Annotated in this window: 15 protein-coding genes; 6 read left to right on the forward strand and 9 right to left on the reverse strand. The window is 71.2% G+C overall.

The window, feature by feature from the left end:
- Window positions 1-188: 188 nt before the first annotated feature.
- Window positions 189-575: a DUF2752 domain-containing protein gene (locus tag B7R87_RS19610; RefSeq protein ID WP_006347322.1), complete on the reverse strand. Its 387-nt coding sequence runs from the start codon at window positions 573-575 to the stop codon at window positions 189-191.
- Between the two features lie 164 nt (window positions 576-739).
- A complete protein-coding gene (locus B7R87_RS19615; protein ID WP_045852903.1) occupies window positions 740-1,222 on the reverse strand; it encodes a winged helix-turn-helix transcriptional regulator in 483 nt (160 codons plus the stop codon).
- A gap of 281 nt (window positions 1,223-1,503) precedes the next feature.
- On the opposite strand from B7R87_RS19615, the gene B7R87_RS19620 reads away from it, so the two are divergent.
- On the forward strand, window positions 1,504-2,871 hold the full coding sequence (locus B7R87_RS19620) for an MFS transporter (protein WP_040914925.1): 1,368 nt from the start codon (window positions 1,504-1,506) through the stop codon (window positions 2,869-2,871).
- 89 nt (window positions 2,872-2,960) lie between these two features.
- Complete coding sequence (locus B7R87_RS19625) at window positions 2,961-3,350, forward strand: DUF6401 family natural product biosynthesis protein (protein WP_006347319.1); 390 nt, start codon at window positions 2,961-2,963, stop codon at window positions 3,348-3,350.
- Window positions 3,351-3,439: 89 nt separating this feature from the next.
- Here the strand turns inward: B7R87_RS19625 and B7R87_RS19630 are convergent, their stop codons facing one another.
- The 7 genes from B7R87_RS19630 to B7R87_RS19660 all read right to left on the reverse strand — a co-directional run bounded on the left by B7R87_RS19630 (window position 3,440) and on the right by B7R87_RS19660 (window position 13,032).
- Entirely contained in the window at window positions 3,440-4,282 is an 843-nt protein-coding gene (locus tag B7R87_RS19630; protein ID WP_006347318.1) for a mechanosensitive ion channel family protein, read from the reverse strand.
- Window positions 4,283-4,471: 189 nt separating this feature from the next.
- Entirely contained in the window at window positions 4,472-5,527 is a 1,056-nt protein-coding gene (rarD, locus tag B7R87_RS19635) for an EamA family transporter RarD (RefSeq protein ID WP_040914918.1), read from the reverse strand.
- Between the two features lie 329 nt (window positions 5,528-5,856).
- A complete protein-coding gene (locus tag B7R87_RS19640; RefSeq protein WP_006347316.1) occupies window positions 5,857-6,987 on the reverse strand; it encodes a 2-oxoacid:ferredoxin oxidoreductase subunit beta in 1,131 nt (376 codons plus the stop codon).
- The gene (locus B7R87_RS19645) at window positions 6,980-8,986 is read right to left on the reverse strand and encodes a 2-oxoacid:acceptor oxidoreductase subunit alpha (RefSeq protein ID WP_006347315.1); all 2,007 of its coding nucleotides are present in this window, start codon (window positions 8,984-8,986) and stop codon (window positions 6,980-6,982) included. Before B7R87_RS19645 ends, B7R87_RS19640 begins: the two co-directional genes overlap by 8 nt.
- Window positions 8,987-9,236: 250 nt before the next feature.
- A complete protein-coding gene (locus tag B7R87_RS19650; RefSeq protein WP_006347314.1) occupies window positions 9,237-9,896 on the reverse strand; it encodes a response regulator transcription factor in 660 nt (219 codons plus the stop codon).
- A 361-nt stretch (window positions 9,897-10,257) separates the two neighbouring features.
- Window positions 10,258-11,589 carry a sensor histidine kinase gene (locus B7R87_RS19655; protein ID WP_040914915.1) on the reverse strand — a complete coding sequence of 444 codons (1,332 nt, stop codon included), beginning with the start codon at window positions 11,587-11,589 and terminating at the stop codon, window positions 10,258-10,260.
- Between the two features lie 129 nt (window positions 11,590-11,718).
- Window positions 11,719-13,032 (reverse strand): sensor histidine kinase, encoded by a 1,314-nt coding sequence (locus B7R87_RS19660; protein WP_006347312.1) that lies wholly within the window; start codon window positions 13,030-13,032, stop codon window positions 11,719-11,721.
- Window positions 13,033-13,314: 282 nt separating this feature from the next.
- On the opposite strand from B7R87_RS19660, the gene B7R87_RS19665 reads away from it, so the two are divergent.
- From B7R87_RS19665 to B7R87_RS19680, 4 genes are read left to right on the forward strand one after another with little or no spacing between them, the layout of a single operon-like run.
- Complete coding sequence (locus B7R87_RS19665; protein ID WP_006347311.1) at window positions 13,315-13,725, forward strand: NADH-quinone oxidoreductase subunit A; 411 nt, start codon at window positions 13,315-13,317, stop codon at window positions 13,723-13,725.
- Complete coding sequence (nuoB, locus tag B7R87_RS19670) at window positions 13,716-14,489, forward strand: NADH-quinone oxidoreductase subunit B (protein WP_006347310.1); 774 nt, start codon at window positions 13,716-13,718, stop codon at window positions 14,487-14,489. The genes B7R87_RS19665 and nuoB overlap by 10 nt, the downstream gene beginning before the upstream one ends.
- Window positions 14,486-15,958, forward strand: a complete 1,473-nt coding sequence (locus tag B7R87_RS33680; protein ID WP_233168882.1) for an NADH-quinone oxidoreductase subunit C — start codon at window positions 14,486-14,488, stop codon at window positions 15,956-15,958. Before nuoB ends, B7R87_RS33680 begins: the two co-directional genes overlap by 4 nt.
- Complete coding sequence (locus B7R87_RS19680; RefSeq protein ID WP_006347308.1) at window positions 15,955-16,920, forward strand: complex I subunit 1/NuoH family protein; 966 nt, start codon at window positions 15,955-15,957, stop codon at window positions 16,918-16,920. The genes B7R87_RS33680 and B7R87_RS19680 overlap by 4 nt, the downstream gene beginning before the upstream one ends.
- Window position 16,921: the final 1 nt, after the last annotated feature.

A 16,921-nucleotide genomic window follows, 5' to 3' on the forward strand; every position in this document is an offset into this window, starting at 1 on the left:
GCGGAAAGTGCCGCAAAAGAACCCATGCGAAATGCCCCCCTGTGTCAGGGCAGGTTAAAGGAGACGTAAGTGCGGATGCAGACCGGGTCGAACAATCGTGCCCGTTCTGTGATCAACCATGTGTGTACGGAGTGCGTCGTACCACGCCCTTGCGGCCCTCGCGACCGTGAACGGCGGCGCCCGCCGGATCAGACGGTGTTACGGACCACGGTCCATGCCACGGCGGTCGTCAGGACCAGGACCTGCGCCCGCCCGCTCAGCCGGAACCGCCAGCGGTGTCCGCGCAGCCCCTCGAACGCCCACTTGCCCAACAGTGCGAGCGCGAACGGTGCGACGAGGAGCAGCAGCCGGTTGTCGGCCCAGGCGGCGGTGATATCACCGTGCATCAGGTCGTACACCATGCGTGTACCGCCGCAGGCGGGGCAGAGCAGCCCGGTCGCCAGCCGGAACGGACAGCGGGGCAGCCACTGCCCGGGCTCGTGCGGATTGGTTCCGTAGAGATAGGCGGCGCCCGCGGCCCCGGCGGCGAGCAGCGCCAGCGGGGCCGCCGCCGGATGGCGCAGGACGCGCAGCACCGCTCTCGGGCCGTGGTCGCTTCCGTCCGTGTCGCTCCTCGGGCCGTGGTCGCTTCCGTCCGTGTCGCTCCTCGGGCCGTGGTCGCTCCCGGCCCCGTCGCCTCTCCGGCCGTGGTCGCTTCCCGCGCCGCTCGGTGTCTCATCGCCTGCTGAAGACCGCACGGTCAATCTCTCCGGGTTCCGCGCGGTGCCTGCGGGGCGGCCGGTGCCGTCCGGGGCGGTTCCGCCGCCTGCGCCTCACGGGCGTCGTACGTCTCCCGGGCCGCCGCGATCTCGTTCTGATGTTCCTCGGTCCAGGTCACGAGCGACCGGATCGTGGTGTGCAGCGTGCAGCCGAGCGCCGTGAGGGCGTACTCGACGCGCGGCGGTACGACCGGATGGACCGTACGGCGGACCAGCCCGTCCCGCTCCAACTGGCGCAGGGTCACCGTCAGCATCCGCTGGCTGATCCCGTCGATCTCGCGGCGCAGCTCGCTGAAGCGCACGACCCGGCTGTCGAGCAGCGCGATGACCAGCAGCGACCACTTGTCGGCGACGCGGTCCAGGATCTGCCGGACCTCGCAGTCCCCGCGTGTGTCCCACTGGAAGGGATCCGGATCGCCGTCGTCGTCGAACTCGGTCACTCCCAGGTAACCAGGTGACGTCAAAGTGCCTCCTTCCGCAGGCCGCCATGGTGCCGGAAGATCGGTGTGGTTACAAGAGGGAACTGACCCTCGTGCCGGTAACTGCCCCCCTCTGTTCTCCTCCGTCTTCGCCCCGGCGGCACCGCCGTCTCCTCGGCATGCCCCGATGCGCCCAGCCGCCCCTTCCGGAGCAGCCCATGTCCTCGTCCCCTCCCGCCGATCCCGTCGTTCCCGCCGATCCCCTCGCGCCTGTCGCGCCTGTCTCCCTCACCGCGGATACGTCCTCGGCGGCCCGGTCCCCGGCCATGTCCGGACGGGCCCGGGTGCTGCTGTTCGTCCTCTGCGGCACGGTCTTCCTGGAGGGCATCGACGTCGCGATGCTCGCCGTCGCCGTGCCCGTGATCCGCGCCGACCTCGGACTGTCCACCAGTACGGCCGCCTGGGTGGTCAGCGGTTACGTCCTCGGATACGCGGGCTTCACCCTCCTCGGCGGACGCGCCGCCGACCTGCTCGGCCGGCGCCGGATGTTCCTGCTCTGGCTCACCGTCTTCATCGCCTTCTCCGGGCTCGGCGGCTTCGGCACCGAAGGCTGGATGCTGATCGTGTCCCGCTTCGTCACCGGCGTCGCGGCCGCGTTCCTCACCCCCGCCTCCCTCTCGGTCATCACCACCTCCTACGAGGAGGGCCCGCAGCGCAACAAGGCGCTGATGATCTACGCGTCGACCTCGGGGGCCGGGTTCGCGCTCGGTCTGGTCATCGGCGGGCTGCTCACCGAAGTGGGCTGGCGCTGGGTCTTCTTCGCGCCCGTCGCCCTCGCCGCACTGATGCTGGCCGCCGCGGTCAGACTGCTGCCCGCAGACACCGCACCGCCGCGTACGGCCGGATTCGACGTCCCCGGCGCCGTCTCCGCGGCCGCCGCGATGCTGCTGCTCGTCTACGGGGTCGTCCGCCTCGAACACGGCCTGGCGGACTGGGGTCTCACCCTCGCCGCCGTGGGCGCCGGGGCCCTTCTGGTGGCGCTGTTCGTCAGGATCGAACGCCGGGCCGCCGAACCGCTCGTCCGGCTCGGCATCCTGCGCAATATTCCGGTCGTCCGCGCCGACGCCGGAATGCTCCTCTTCTTCGGGGCGTTCTTCGGCTTCCAGTTCATGGCCACCCTCTACTTCCAGGAACTGCGGGGCTGGTCGTCGCTGAAGACCTCGATCGCGCTGCTGGCCATGTGCATCGAAGTGTTCATCGCCCCGACGATCACCCCGCGGCTGGTGAACCGGTACGGCACGGGCCGGGTGGTCTTCGGGGGCTTCCTGGCCGCGATCGGCGCCTACGCCCTCTTCCTGCCGGTCACCGAGGACTGGGCGTACGCCGCCATGCTGCCGTCGTTCCTGCTCACCGGGATCTCCTTCAGCCTCGGGTACGGCCCGCTCACCATCGCCGCCACCGACGGTGTCGACGCCGGGGAGCAGGGGCTGGCCGGGGGGCTGCTCCAGACCGCGATGCAGTTCGGCGGGGCGGTCGGCATCTCCGCGGTCACCGCCGTCTACGGTCTGGCCGGAGGCGACGCCGGGATCGAGGCGTTCCGGGCGGCGCTGGTCGTACCGCTGGTGATGGCGGTGCTGGGAGCGCTGCTGGCGGCCACCGGGCTGCGGGGCGGCGGGGCGCGGGCCAAGGCGTGAACGCAGGGGAGGCCGCAGCGCGGACCGTCCCACCACGCTGCGATGAATGTCACGTCTGTACCTTCTTGTCCGGCGCTTACGGTGGGACGATGGACCATCCCTCCTCCTCGCCCGGCCCGGGACCGGCCGCCGACTGCCCGCTGGTGGGCGTCGTGGCGTCCTATCTGCCCCGGCTGGCCGAGTTCGCCTTCGACCCGGGGCTCGTCGCCGCCGTCGATCAGCATGCCGCGAGCGTGCGGGACGCGCTGGTGCCCCGGCAGCGGAGCGGCAGGAGCGTGCGGGGCGCCGGGTCCGCTACCCGTACCGGATGGGCCGCTTCCGAGGCCGTACGGAGAGAGGACCTCGCCGACTACGTCCTCGGGTTCACGGACTGGCTCACGGAGACGGAGTGGACCGAGCCGGTCGGGCACGACTTCGCGTCGCTGCGGCTCACCGCGATCTGCTGGCTGGTGCGCGAGCACGATCTGCTGTCCCGGTGAGCCGCGGCGCGTACATCGGGCCGAACGGGCCCTTCCCCACATCGGGCCGGACGGGCCTTCGGCCTGGATCAGGCCGAACGGGCCTTCGGCTACATCGGGTCGAACGGGCCCTCGTCGTCCCGGCGGCCCGTTCCGCCGGAACCCTGCCGTCCCGTCGTGCCCGGGGTCGTACGCGCCCCCGGCGCGGGCTGCCCGGACGCCGCGTCCGCCCGGCCCTGCTGATAGGCGCTGATGCTGTTGGCCGCGCCGGAGGACTCCGCCTCGGCCCGCGAGAGCCAGTTCTCCCAGCGTGAGCGCATCGGCCCGATGAGCCCGCCGCCGACACCGACGATCAGGATGCCCGCGACCGTACCGAGTACGGCGAGCAGCAGCGGGCCCGTGATCGCGGTGGCGATCCCCGCCTGGCCCAGTGCGGCGATCGCGCCGAGAGCCACGATGAACGCCCAGGCGACGGTCGCCAGGACCTTGCCGTACGAGGTGCCGCTGAGCGCGTCGTTGATGATGTCGCGCACCGCGCGGGCGATGGCCATCGCCACCACCACGATCACCAGCGCCACGATGGCCTTCGGCAGCCAGGCGACCACGGCGTTGATCATCACGCTGATGGGGTTGGGGCCGAAGACCCCGAACGCCAGCTGAAGCACGATCAGCAGCAGCCCGTAATAGATGATCTTGGTGAGGATGCCGGTGGCGTCATAGGAGGAGTTGCGCAGCGCATGGGCCGCGCCGCTGCGCTCGGCGAGCTTCTCCGAGCCCACCTTGCGCAGCAGCTTGTCCACCACCCGGGCGATCAGTTTGGCGATGAACCAGCCGATGAGCAGTACTGCGAGGAAGCCGATGAGCTTGGGTATGAATCTGGCCACCGCGTTCCAGGCCTCGGAGAAGCCCGCGCCGAAATCGACGGAAAGGGCCAGGGGCTGGTGCTGGGACATGTCCGCACGCTCCGTCCGCTGACGGCCCCGGCCGGCCCGGGACGCCTTCCTCCGGTCGTAACACCGGAGGCGGGCAGCGGCCCGGGGCGGACGGGCGGGGTGGGCCGCTCGGGTGACGGATTGGGCCACTGCGGTGGGGCCCGGAGGGCTCCGGCTCCGGGCGGGGCGGGCGTGCCGGGCCGGATGGTCTCAGGCGGTGGATCCGGTACGCGGAGGGCTCGCCGCGCCCGCTGCTGCGGCAGCACCGTTCGAGGGGTCCGTGGCGCCCGCTGCTGCGGCAGCCGTGGCGGCGAGGGCGGCCCCGGCCGGCTGCGCCCCGGTCCGCTGTTCCTCCGCCCGCAGCTGCTCCGCCCGGGCCCGTGTGCGCCGGGCCGTCCGCAGGGCGTCCCAGGTCAGTACGGTCAGCGCCAGCCACACCAGCGTGAACCCGGCCCAGCGCTCCGCGGGCATCGACTCGCGGAAGTACAGCACTCCCAGCAGGAACTGGATGATCGGGCCCAGATACTGGAGCATCCCCAGCGTCGACAGCGGGACCCGGATCGCCGCCGCGCCGAAGCAGATCAGCGGTACGGCGGTCACCAGGCCGGTCGCGGCGAGCAGCAGCGCGTGCCTGGTGCCCTCGTGCCCGAAGGCCAGGCCGCCCTGCGTCGCCAGCCAGATCAGATAGCCCAGGGCGGGGACGAAGAGGATGGCGGTCTCCGCGGCCAGCGACTCCAGCCCGCCGATGTTGATCTTCTTCTTCGCCAGTCCGTAGATCGCGAAGGAGAAGGCCAGGACGAGGGAGACCCACGGCGGCTGCCCGTAGCCGATCGCCAGGACCAGGACCGCTGCGACACCGATGCCGACCGCCGCCCACTGCACCGGACGGAGCTGTTCCTTCAGCAGCAGGACGCCCATCGCGATGGTGACGAGCGGATTGATGAAGTAGCCCAGGGACGCCTCGACCACCCGGTCCGCGTTCACCGCCCAGATGAAGACGCCCCAGTTGACGGAGATGACCACCGCGGCCACGGAGACGAACCCGAGCTTGCGGCGGTCGCGCAGCAGCTCGCGTATCCACTGCCACCGTTTCAGGGCGAGCAGCGCCAGTGCCACGACGACCAGCGACCAGGTCATCCGGTGGGCGAGGATCTCGGTGGCACCCGCAGGTTTCAGCAGCGGCCAGAAGAGCGGGACCAGGCCCCACATGCCGTAGGCGCCGATCCCGTACAACAGCCCTGCTCGGTGCTCGCCGTCCGCTGACACTGAGACCTCCCGCCCCCGCCGCGCGGTACGCGCCCCTGTGCGTCGCCCGTGCGCCTGTCCGCATACTGCCGACGACGACGGTACGCGCACCCGGCCCGAGCTGTCATGCCCGTATCGGCATACGGTCATGACCGGAGCGCGGCGTTCAGGGCCCGGGGCGGACCGTCACCGTCGGCCCGCGCGGAGCATCGCCGTCGGAGCCCGATCGGGGCCCGGTCGGAGCCCGGCGGCCGCCGGGCAGGGGAGAACGGAAACCGCCCCCGGCCGCGGGTGGGCGGCAGGGGGCGGCTCCTTCGGACCGAACGGGCCCGGTGGACCGGCGCGGCGGATCAGCCGACGACGGTCCAGGTGTCGTTGCCCGCAAGCAGCGAGGCCAGATCGCCCTTGCCCCGCTGCTCGACGGCCTGGTCGAGCTGGTCCGCCATCAGCGTGTCGTACACCGGTCGCCGGACCGAGCGCAGCACACCGATCGGGGTGTGGTGGAGGGTGTCCGCATCCGCCAGCCGGGAGAGCGCGAAGGCCGTGGTCGGCGAGGCGCTGTGCGCGTCGTGGACCAGGATCCGGGACTCGTTCTCCGGGGTGACCTCGACGACTTCCAGGTCACCCGTCGTCTGGTTCCGGACGACGCCCTTGGCGCCGTCGGCGCCGAAGCGGATCGGCTCTCCGTGCTCCAGCCGGATCACCGCCTCCTCGGCCTGCTGCTTGTCCTTGAGGACTTCGAAGGCACCGTCGTTGAAGATATTGCAGTTCTGGTAGATCTCGACCAGCGCCGTGCCCTCGTGGTCGGCGGCGGCACGCAGCACCGAGGTGAGGTGCTTGCGGTCGGAGTCGACCGTCCGGGCGACGAAGGTGGCCTCCGCGCCCAGCGCCAGCGACACCGGGTTGAAGGGGGCGTCCAGGGAGCCCATCGGGGTCGACTTGGTGATCTTGCCGACCTCGGAGGTGGGGCTGTACTGGCCCTTGGTCAGTCCGTAGATCCGGTTGTTGAAGAGGAGGATCTTCAGATTGACGTTCCGCCGGAGGGCGTGGATGAGGTGGTTGCCGCCGATGGAGAGCGCGTCGCCGTCACCGGTGACCACCCAGACGCTCAGATCGCGGCGGGACGAGGAGAGCCCGGTCGCGATGGCCGGCGCCCGGCCGTGGATGGAGTGCATCCCGTAGGTGTTCATGTAGTACGGGAAACGGGAGGAGCAGCCGATCCCGGAGACGAAGACGATGTTCTCCTTGGCGAGACCGAGCTCGGGCATGAAGCCCTGGACGGCCGCCAGGATCGCGTAGTCACCGCAGCCGGGGCACCAGCGGACTTCCTGGTCCGACTTGAAGTCCTTCATGGACTGCTTGGCCTCGGCCTTGGGCACCAGGGAGAGCAGACCGGAAGCGGCGCCGGTCCCGGGGGGCACGGCACCCGCGGCGGCCGGAGCCGCCGGCGCGGTCGCGGGATGCGCGGCGGTCTCAGTCATCAATGGCCTCCTTGAGAACCGTGGCCAGCTGCTCGGCCTTGAACGGCATGCCGTTGACCTGGTTGAAGCTGTGCGCGTCGACGAGGTACTTCGCCCGGATCAGGGTGGCGAGCTGCCCCAGGTTCATCTCCGGCACCACCACCTTGCGGTAACGCCCGAGCACCTCGCCCAGGTTCCCCGGGAAGGGGTTCAGATGACGCAGATGGGCCTGGGCGATCGGCTCGCCCGCGGCCCGCAGCCGTCGGACCGCGGCGGTGATCGGGCCGTACGTCGAGCCCCAGCCGAGCACCAGGGTGGTCGCGCCGTCCGGGTCGTCGACCTCCAGATCGGGCACGGCGACTCCGTCGATCTTGGCCTGGCGGGTGCGGACCATGAAGTCGTGGTTGGCCGGGTCGTACGAGATATTGCCCGTGCCGTCCTGCTTCTCGATGCCGCCGATCCGGTGTTCGAGGCCCGGGGTGCCTGGCACGGCCCAGGGGCGGGCCAGCGTCTCGGGGTCCCGCTTGTAGGGCCAGAAGACCTCGGTGCCGTCGGCGAGTTCGTGGTTGGGGCCGGTCGCGAAGCGGACCCGCAGATCGGGCAGCTCGTCCGGCTCCGGGACCCGCCACGGCTCGGAGCCGTTGGCCAGATAGCCGTCCGAGAGCAGGAAGACCGGGGTCCGGTACGCGAGGGCGATCCGGGCGGCGTCGATGGCCGCGTCGAAGCAGTCGGCGGGCGTGCGGGGGGCGACCACCGGCACCGGCGCCTCGCCGTTCCGCCCGTACATCGCCTGGAGCAGATCCGCCTGCTCGGTCTTGGTGGGCAGACCGGTGGAGGGACCGCCGCGCTGGATGTCCACGATCAGCAGCGGCAGCTCCAGGGAGACCGCCAGGCCGATCGTCTCGGACTTCAGCGCCACACCGGGCCCGGAGGTCGTCGTCACCGCCAGCGAACCGCCGAACGCGGCACCGAGCGCCGCGCCGATCCCGGCGATCTCGTCCTCCGCCTGGAAGGTCCGCACACCGAAGTTCTTGTGCTTGGACAGCTCGTGGAGGATGTCGGAGGCCGGAGTGATCGGGTAGGAGCCCAGGTAGAGCGGCAGATCCGCCTGCCGGGCGGCGGCGATCAGTCCCAGTGAGAGGGCGAGGTTGCCGGAGATGTTCCGGTAGGTGCCGGTGGGGAAGGCCTTGGTGGCGGGCGCCACCTCGTAGGAGACGGCGAAGTCCTCCGTCGTCTCGCCGAAGTTCCAGCCGGCCCGGAAGGCGGCGATATTGGCCTCGGCGATCTGCGGCTTCTTGGCGAACTTGGTCCGCAGGAAGCTCTCCGTGCCCTCGGTGGGGCGGTGGTACATCCAGCTCAGCAGCCCCAGCGCGAACATGTTCTTGCTGCGCTCGGCCTCCTTGCGGGAGAGCCCGAAGTCCTTCAGCGCCTCGATGGTCAGCGTCGTCAGCGGCACCGGGTGGACGTTGTAGGCGTCGAGGGTGCCGTCCTCCAGTGGGGAGGCCTCGTAGCCGACCTTGGCCATCGCCCGCTTGGCGAACTCGTCCGTGTTGACGATGATCTCGCCACCGCGCGGCACATCGGCGAGGTTCGCCTTGAGCGCGGCCGGGTTCATCGCGACCAGCACATTGGGCGCGTCGCCGGGGGTGAGGATGTCGTGGTCGGCGAAGTGCAGCTGGAAGCTGGAGACGCCGGGCAGGGTTCCGGCAGGGGCACGGATCTCGGCCGGGAAGTTCGGCAGCGTGGAGAGGTCGTTCCCGAAGGAAGCGGTCTCGGAGGTGAAACGGTCTCCCGTGAGCTGCATACCGTCACCGGAGTCGCCCGCGAACCGGATGATCACCCGGTCCAGCTTGCGGACCTCCTTCACCGGCGCCACGCCTTCACCGCCGGCCGGAGCGGAGCCCGCTCCGGCCGCGGAGGCGCGTGGTCCACCGACAACCGCCTCGGTGGCGTCTCCGGCCCCGCTGACCCCGTCGGCCTCGTCGGCATGCTCGGCTGGGCTACTGACCTGGCTGGTCACTGAACTGGACCTCCCTTGAGGCGGCTGCTGGGGCCGGCCGTCCCACTGGCCGTTCCACGAGCAACCCTACGTCGGTAAGGGTCACCTTCCCCGTGCCGCTCATATGCTGGACTGGAATGTGAGACGCCTCTTTGTCCTGGTCTGTCATACTTCACCCCGCCTCGGGGGTTGGCCGGGCTGGACACTCCCGGCTCGTACTTTGGTAGTAGGACCCGTCCCGCCATGCGGTATCTGACGGGCCCTCAGCCCGCTAGGAATTGAGATAGGTGAGTACGGCCAGCACTCGGCGGTGATCCCCGTCACTGGGGGAGAGCCCGAGCTTCTGGAAGATGTTGCTCACGTGCTTCTCGACCGCACCCTCGCTCACCACCAGCTGCTTCGCGATCGCCGAGTTCGTCCGCCCCTCGGCCATCAGACCGAGGACCTCCCGCTCCCGCGGTGTCAGTCTGACCAGCACGTCCTGCTTACGGCTGCGGCCCAGCAGCTGGGCCACGACCTCGGGGTCCAGCGCGGTCCCCCCGCCGGCCACCCGCACCACCGCGTCCACGAACTCGCGGACCTCGGCGACCCGGTCCTTCAGCAGATAGCCCACGCCCCGGCTGCTGCCCGCCAGCAGCTCCGTCGCGTACCGCTCCTCCACATACTGGGAGAGGACGAGGACCCCTATGCCCGGATGGTCACGGCGCAGCCGCACCGCCGCCCGGACCCCCTCGTCCGTATGCGTCGGCGGCATCCGCACATCGGCCACCACCACGTCCGGCAGCGTCCCCGCAGCGGCAAGATCGCCCACCGTCTTGACCAGCGCGTCACCGTCGCCCACCCCGGCGACCACGTCATGGCCGCGGTCGGTCAGCAGCCTCGTCAGCCCTTCGCGGAGCAGTACCGAATCCTCGGCGATGACCACCCGCACCCTGTTGTCTTCCACCACAGCCCCGTTCCCCCACACGTTCGATCCGTCCCGGCCCGTCTGCTTGCGACCACCAGCATCCCAGTATCGGGACGGACCCGGGAAAGCCTGTGGATAACTCACCGGCTCAGGGGGAACCGGGGGCCGGAGAGGAACGGTGTAGGGGGCAAGGGGCGCAGTGCCCCGGGGCGAGTACCTGCGCTTGGCGGGGGAAGGGGGCGGGTGCCCTACGGGACCGTACGCCGGAGAGCCGGTGCATTACCGTGCGACGGCCGCACGGTAATGCACCGGCTCAAGGGCCGCGCCGCCCGAGGCGATGCCCGGCTGTCCCGGCGGCCGGACACCGGTCCTGCACGGCCGGGCGTCACCCCCGCCAGGGCAGCTCCGCGGTCACCGTGGTCGGCCCGCCGACCGGGGAGTCGACCGCGAGAACGCCGTCCACCGAATCCAGCCGCTCCGCCAGCCCCGCGAGCCCACTGCCCGCGGTCACATCGGCACCGCCCTGCCCGTCGTCGCCGACCTGAATCATGAGCCGGTTCTCCGACCGCCACACCTCGACGGTCGCCTTGCGGGCCCGGGAGTGCTTGCTGACGTTCTGCAGCAGCTCCGAGACGGTGAAGTAGGCGATGCCTTCGATCGCCGCGGCCGGCCGCGAGTCCAGATCCACATCCACCGACACCGGGACGGTGCAGCGGGAGGCGACGGAGGAGAGCGCGGCGTCGAGTCCGCGATCGGTGAGAACGGCCGGGTGGATACCGCGGGCCAGATCGCGCAGCTCCTGAAGGGCGATCTTGACCTCGCCGTGGGCCTCGTCGACCATCGCCGCCGCGGCGTCCGGGTCCTCCAGCAGCTTCTCCTTCGCCAGCCCGAGGTCCATGGCGAGGGCCACCAGCCTGGCCTGGGCGCCGTCGTGCAGATCACGCTCTATTCGGCGCAGGTCCGCGGCGGCGGTGTCGACCACGATCCCCCGGTCCGACTCCAGCTCCACCACCCGCTCCGCCAGCTTCGACGGCCCCAGCAGCCCCGAGACCATGATCCGGTCCACGTAGGCGAAGCCCCGGATCAGCCACGCCGTGACCAGCACCGTCGCCAGACCGGCCACCGAGGTCGCGGCCATCTCGAACGGCGTGTCCAGGAACAGCTCCGTGTCCTTGCCGTCGCCGTAGATCATGATGCCCGGCTGGTCCCAGTAGGTCGGGAACATCCACCGCCACAGCGGATACAGCAGCAGCGACCAGCCCGTGAGCCATGCCGTCAGCACGACCGTGAAGGACGTCACCGCCCACGGGAAGTGCAGCAGCGAGTAGAGCAGATGCCGCCAGGACGACCCGCTCTTGAGCACCGCGCCGATCCACGACATCAGCCCGTTGCTACGGGGCCGCAGGGGCTCCGGCGAGTCCACGTCGAGATCGAGCAGCAGCCGCGCCCGGCTCCGCTCCAGGGCCCCGAAGGCCCGGCAGCCCGCGAGCGCGGCCGCCAGCACGGGAACCCCGACGAAGGTGATCAGCAGCCCGGCGCTCAGCGAGACCGTCGTCACCGCGAAGGTGAAGAAGATGATGCTGACCGGCAGGCTCAGCATCACGTACCAGAACTCGCGCCACGTCCGCCCCTCGAACGGCGCGCGCAGCGCCGACGGCACGATACGACGGCGCTCGACGTGCCCTTCGTACCGCTGCATTCGATCTTCCGTTGCCATCGGGTTCGTTCCTTCTGCGAGGCGGGCTCCGGTCATGCACCCAGGATGCTTCTCCGCCGGACCTGCCCACCATGGTGTTCGGGGGCCTCTTCAAAGGGGGGTTATCCCCACCCTGCCACCGGACCGGCCCTATCCCCGCCCACCCGACGCCCTGCCGGTGCCACCCGCGGCCGGCATCGCGTCCCGGTCGCGCCACGGGATCTCCACCGTCACCGTCGTCGGACCGCCCACCGGGGACTCCAGCACGAACAGCCCGTCCACCGCCCCCAGCCGCTCCGCGAGCCCCGCCATGCCCGTCCCCCCGTCCAGCCGGGCACCGCCCTTCCCGTCATCCGTGACCTGGAGCATCATCCGCCCCTCCACTCGCCATACATCGACCCCCGCCTGCCGTGCCCCGGAGTGCTTGCTGACGTTCTGCAGCAGCTCCGAGACGGTGAAGTAGGCGATTCCTTCGATCGCCGCCGCGGGCCGCTCCGCAAGCTCGACCGAGACCGACACCGGGACGGTGCAGCGGGAGGCGACGGAGGAGAGCGCGGCGTCGAGTCCGCGGTCGGTGAGGACGGCCGGGTGGATGCCGCGGGCCAGATCGCGCAGCTCCTGGAGGGCGAGTTTGACCTCGCCGTGGGCCTCGTCGACCATCACCGCCGCGGCGTCCGGGTCCTCCAGCAGCTTCTCCTTCGCCAGCCCCAGCCCCATCGCGAGTGCCACCAGCCTGGCCTGGGCGCCGTCGTGCAGATCGCGTTCGATCCGGCGCAGGTCCGCGGCGGCGGTGTCGACCACGATCCCCCGGTCCGACTCCAGCTCGGCGATCCGCCGCTCCAGCTCGTCGGAGGGCGAGAGCAGCCCCCGTACCATCACGCGGTCGGCGTTCCCCATCCCGCGGGCGAGATGGCCGAGCGCGGGCCAGAGCAGGACGACCCCCAGCAGCGTGATCACGAACGTCACCACGCCCCAGGGCAGCCGTATCAGGCAGTACAGCACCGCGCGCCAGCCGACCGGATCCTTCAGGGCCGCCCACAGCCGGCCGAAGAACCCGTCGTCCGGGTGCGCGCCGCGCAGCGGGCTGGGCTCGTCGACCCGTACCCCCAGCAGACGGCGCGCCCTCGCCCGCTCCGATCTGCCGATCAGCCGCGCCCCGGCCAGCCCCGTCGCCAGCACCGGGAGTCCGATCACGGTCAGGGAGAGTGCCGTGCCCACCAGGATCGTGACGATCACGTAAACGAAATGCAGCAGCGACAGCGGCAGATTGGCGAGGAGATGGACGACCTCCTTCCAGGTGCGCGCGTCATAGGCGAAGCCCGGGGACGGCAGCCGCTCCGGGCCGTGCCCGGGCCCGTCCTGCGACCACCTGTCCTGCGGCCTGTCCTTCGGTCCGTCCTTCGACCTGTCCTGCGGGCCGGACGAAGCGGGCCGGGCCCTGCGGCCCCACCCACGGGCGGCCACCGGGCGCCCCTTTTCGGGGCGGGGCGCGAAATCGCCGGAAGACCCCTGCTCAGGGCCTCCGGCCGGGTGGGATGCGAGATGTCCGGCAGTCATACCCGTCAGCCTGCCCGGCCGGGCAGCCCGGCGCCATGAGGGTAGGTCGCCGGATACCGGTAGGGATAACCCCACCCTTGGCCGACGCGACTGCTTACGTTGCTTTTAACAGGGCCTAGACTCCCGTGCGTACGGAACGTGGTTTCCGCGTGCTTTCACAGTGGACGAGGTCAGGGAGCGAGGGCAGAGGTGCCGGAACCGACCGTGGCCGGACTCGCGGCGGAGCGGGCCGACGACTACTTCGCCGGTTACTCGGTAGTCGGGTTGCTCGCGCTGATCGGCGTGATCTTCGTGGCCGTTGCCTTCGGCGCGGGACGCCTGCTGCGGCCCGTCGTCCCGACTCCGGAGAAACTGCTCACCTACGAATGCGGAGTCGACCCCGTCGGCGAGGGCTGGGCCCACACCCAGGTCCGCTACTACGTCTACGCGTTCCTCTATGTGATCTTCGCCGTCGATTCGATCTTCCTGTTCCCCTGGGCCACGGTCTTCGCCGCGGCGGGGTACGGCGCGACGACCCTCGTGGAAATGTTCATCTTCCTCGGCTTCCTTGCCGTGGGCCTGCTGTACGCATGGAAGAAGGGCGTCCTGACATGGACGTGACCCCGCCCCCCTCCGGTGCACCGGAACCCTCCGGAACACCGGAAACCTCCGGAACACCGGGATCAACGGGCACACCGGGATCCTCCGGCACACCGGAATCCTCGGGTCCGTCGGAACTCCCCGGTCCGCCGGAGCCTTCCGGCGACCGGCCGGATCCGGTCCTCCTCCCGGAGCCCAAGCGGCTGGGGGTCCTCTCCCGTCTCGCCCCGGAACCGATGAAGGTCGTCCTGAACTGGGGCCGCCGCTACAGCCTCTGGGTCTTCAACTTCGGGCTCGCCTGCTGCGCGATCGAGTTCATCGCCGCGTCGATGTCCCGCCACGACTTCATCCGGCTCGGTGTGATCCCCTTCGCACCCGGCCCCCGCCAGGCCGATCTGATGATCGTCTCGGGCACGGTGACGGACAAGATGGCCCCGGCCGTGAAGCGGCTGTACGAGCAGATGCCCGAGCCCAAGTACGTCATCTCCTTCGGCGCCTGCTCCAACTGCGGCGGCCCGTACTGGGACTCGTACGCGGTCACCAAGGGCGTCGACCAGATCATCCCCGTCGATGTGTACGTGCCCGGCTGCCCGCCGCGGCCCGAGGCGCTGCTCCAGGGCATCCTGAAGCTCCAGGAGAAGATCGCCCAGGAGTCGCTCGGCGAGCGGTACGCCGAGAAGGGCCCGGCCCGGCCCTCCGCGGCCCAACTGGGCAGCACGCTGGTCGCCCCGCCCGCGCCGGGTGCACCGTCCGTGCCCGGTGCAGCGGAAGGCGGTGCCTCGTGACCGCCGCATACGACCGCCTCCCCGACGCGGCCGCCGTGACGGAGCTGTTCGGGCCCGAGGCCACCGCCGAATCCGCGTACGACCTGCTCACCGTCGACGTACCGGCCGCATCGTGGCTCGACGCCCTCGAAACCGCCCGCTCCACCCTGGGCTGCACGTACTTCGACTGGCTGAGCGCCGTCGACGAGCCCGGCACCGGCTTCCGGGTCTGCGCGCACGTCGCGGCCCTCCCGGAGGCGCCCGGCGGCCGGGTCCGGCGGTTGCTGCTGCGCACGACGGTCCCGCACGAGGATCCCGTACTGCCCTCCGCCGTGGGGGTGTACGCGGGCACGGAATGGCACGAGCGCGAGACGCACGAGATGTTCGGCGTCGGCTTCACCGGCCATCCGCACCTCGCCCCGCTGCTGCTGCCCGACGGCTTCGAAGGCCATCCGCTGCGCAAGGACTTCGTCCTCGCGGCCCGGGTCGTCAAGGCCTGGCCGGGTGCCAAGGAGCCGGGCGAGTCCGGAGCCGGGCACGGCGGCCCCAAGCGGCGGCAGATGCTGCCGCCGGGCGTCCCCGACCCCAATGAGTGGGGCCCGCTCAAGGGCCAGTTGCCCCCGGCCCCGGCCCGCCCCGCCCGTACACCCCGTACGGCGGCGGCAGCCGGTGACCGGCCCGTACGGCGCACCCGCACGGCCGGTGAGGGCTCGGCGAGCCAGGCACCGGGCGCGGCCGAGGGCCCGGCGGTCCCGCGCCGTGCGCGCAGTGCGAGTGAGGGCTCCGCAAGCCGGCCCACGCCGCCGGAGGCGTCCGCTCCGGAGACCGCGTCCCGCCCGCCGCGCCGGTCGCGCAGCGCGAGCGACGGCTCCGTCAGCCAGTCCCCGGACGGCGGTACGGAAGCCTCCGCTGCCACCGGCGACGGCACCGGCGACAGCGGTACGGACGCCACCGCACCCCCCTCCGCCGGACCCACGGACCCCGCCCCGGCCCCCGGTACCGGCCCCGACCGGACCACGGAGGACACCAGTACGGAGCAGGCCCGCCGCCCCCGTGCCACGGACGCCCCCTGGCACCACGCACGCCCCGCCTTCGACGACACCGCGGCCGCGGACGCCCCGGAACCCGGCGCCCGTACGACTCCGGAACCAAAGCCGAAACCGGAACCGAAACCGGAACCGAAACCGGAACCGGAACCAAAGCCGGAAACGGAACCGGAATTCGGGCCGGGCGCCGCAGCGGCGACGGAAGCCGCCCCGCCCGCCGGATCCGGCACGGGCCCCGAGACCCCGGCACCCGAACCGCAGGACGGGCCCACCGGCGAAGCGCCCGGCACCGGAAGCGCCGACGACGCGCCCCGTGCCGAACCGCGGCCCCCCGCGGCCCCGGAAGCTCCCCGTACCCCCTCCCGTAAACCCACTCCACCGCACCGGACCGCACCCGACGAGGGCGACGGGCCCGACGACACCGCCGGAGGCGACCCCGCGTGAACGACGCCCTCGACGTCGCCGTCCGCCTGCTGGTCGTCTTCGTCGTCTTTCTGACCTTCCCGCTGATCATCGGACAGACCGAGCACAAGGTCATGGCGCATATGCAGGGCCGTCTCGGTCCCATGTACGCCGGTGGCTTCCACGGCTGGGCCCAGCTCGTCGCCGACGGCGTGAAGTTCGCGCAGAAGGAGGACGTGGTCCCGGCCGGTGCCGACCGCCGGATCTTCCAGCTCGCGCCCGCCGTCGCCCTGCTGCCCTACCTCCTCGTCCTCGTCGCGATCCCGATCGGCCCCGGCGAAGGCGCGGTCGGCCAGGTCGTCGACGCGGGCATCTTCTTCGTCCTCGCGATCATGGGCGTCGGGGTCCTCGGGTCGCTGATGGCGGGCTGGGCCTCGGCCAATAAGTTCTCCCTCCTCGGCGGGCTGCGCACCGCCGCCCAGCTGCTCGCCTACGAACTGCCGATGCTGCTCGCGGCAGCGTCCGTCGCCATGGCGGCGGGCACGGTCTCCCTCCCCGGCATCCTGGACGCCTTCGAGTGGTGGTGGCTGCCCTGGCAGATCATGGGCGCCGTCGTCTTCTTCGTCGCCGGTCTCGCCGAACTCCAGCGCCCTCCCTTCGATATGCCGGTCGCCGACTCGGAGATCATCTTCGGGGCGTACACCGAGTACACCGGGCTGCGGTTCGCACTCTTCCTCCTCGCCGAGTACGCGGGGATCGTGGTGCTCTGCGGACTGACCACCGTCCTCTTCCTCGGCGGCTGGCACGGCCCGATGGGCGCCGACGGACTCGGCTGGGTCTGGACCCTGCTCAAGACCGCGGTCCTGGCGTTCGTCGTGATCTGGCTCCGGGTGTCCTATCCCCGGATGCGGGAGGACCAGCTCCAGCGGCTCGCCTGGACCGTCCTCGTCCCCCTCGCCCTCGCCCAGATCGCCCTCACGGGCATCGTGAAGGTGGTGATCTGAC

This window comes from Streptomyces tsukubensis (assembly GCF_003932715.1).
Classification (GTDB): domain Bacteria; phylum Actinomycetota; class Actinomycetes; order Streptomycetales; family Streptomycetaceae; genus Streptomyces; species Streptomyces tsukubensis.

Bases quoted from the DNA above. Each gene is read 5' to 3' on its own strand.
- B7R87_RS19630 (WP_006347318.1), bottom strand. From the start codon at position 4,282: ATGTCCCAGCACCAGCCCCTGGCCCTTTCCGTCGATTTCGGCGCGGGC.
- B7R87_RS19625 (WP_006347319.1), top strand. From the start codon at position 2,961: ATGGACCATCCCTCCTCCTCGCCCGGCCCGGGACCGGCCGCCGACTGC.
- B7R87_RS19640 (WP_006347316.1), bottom strand. From the start codon at position 6,987: ATGACTGAGACCGCCGCGCATCCCGCGACCGCGCCGGCGGCTCCGGCC.
- B7R87_RS19655 (WP_040914915.1), bottom strand. From the start codon at position 11,589: ATGGCAACGGAAGATCGAATGCAGCGGTACGAAGGGCACGTCGAGCGC.
- nuoB (WP_006347310.1), top strand. From the start codon at position 13,716: ATGGACGTGACCCCGCCCCCCTCCGGTGCACCGGAACCCTCCGGAACA.
- B7R87_RS19620 (WP_040914925.1), top strand. From the start codon at position 1,504: ATGTCCGGACGGGCCCGGGTGCTGCTGTTCGTCCTCTGCGGCACGGTC.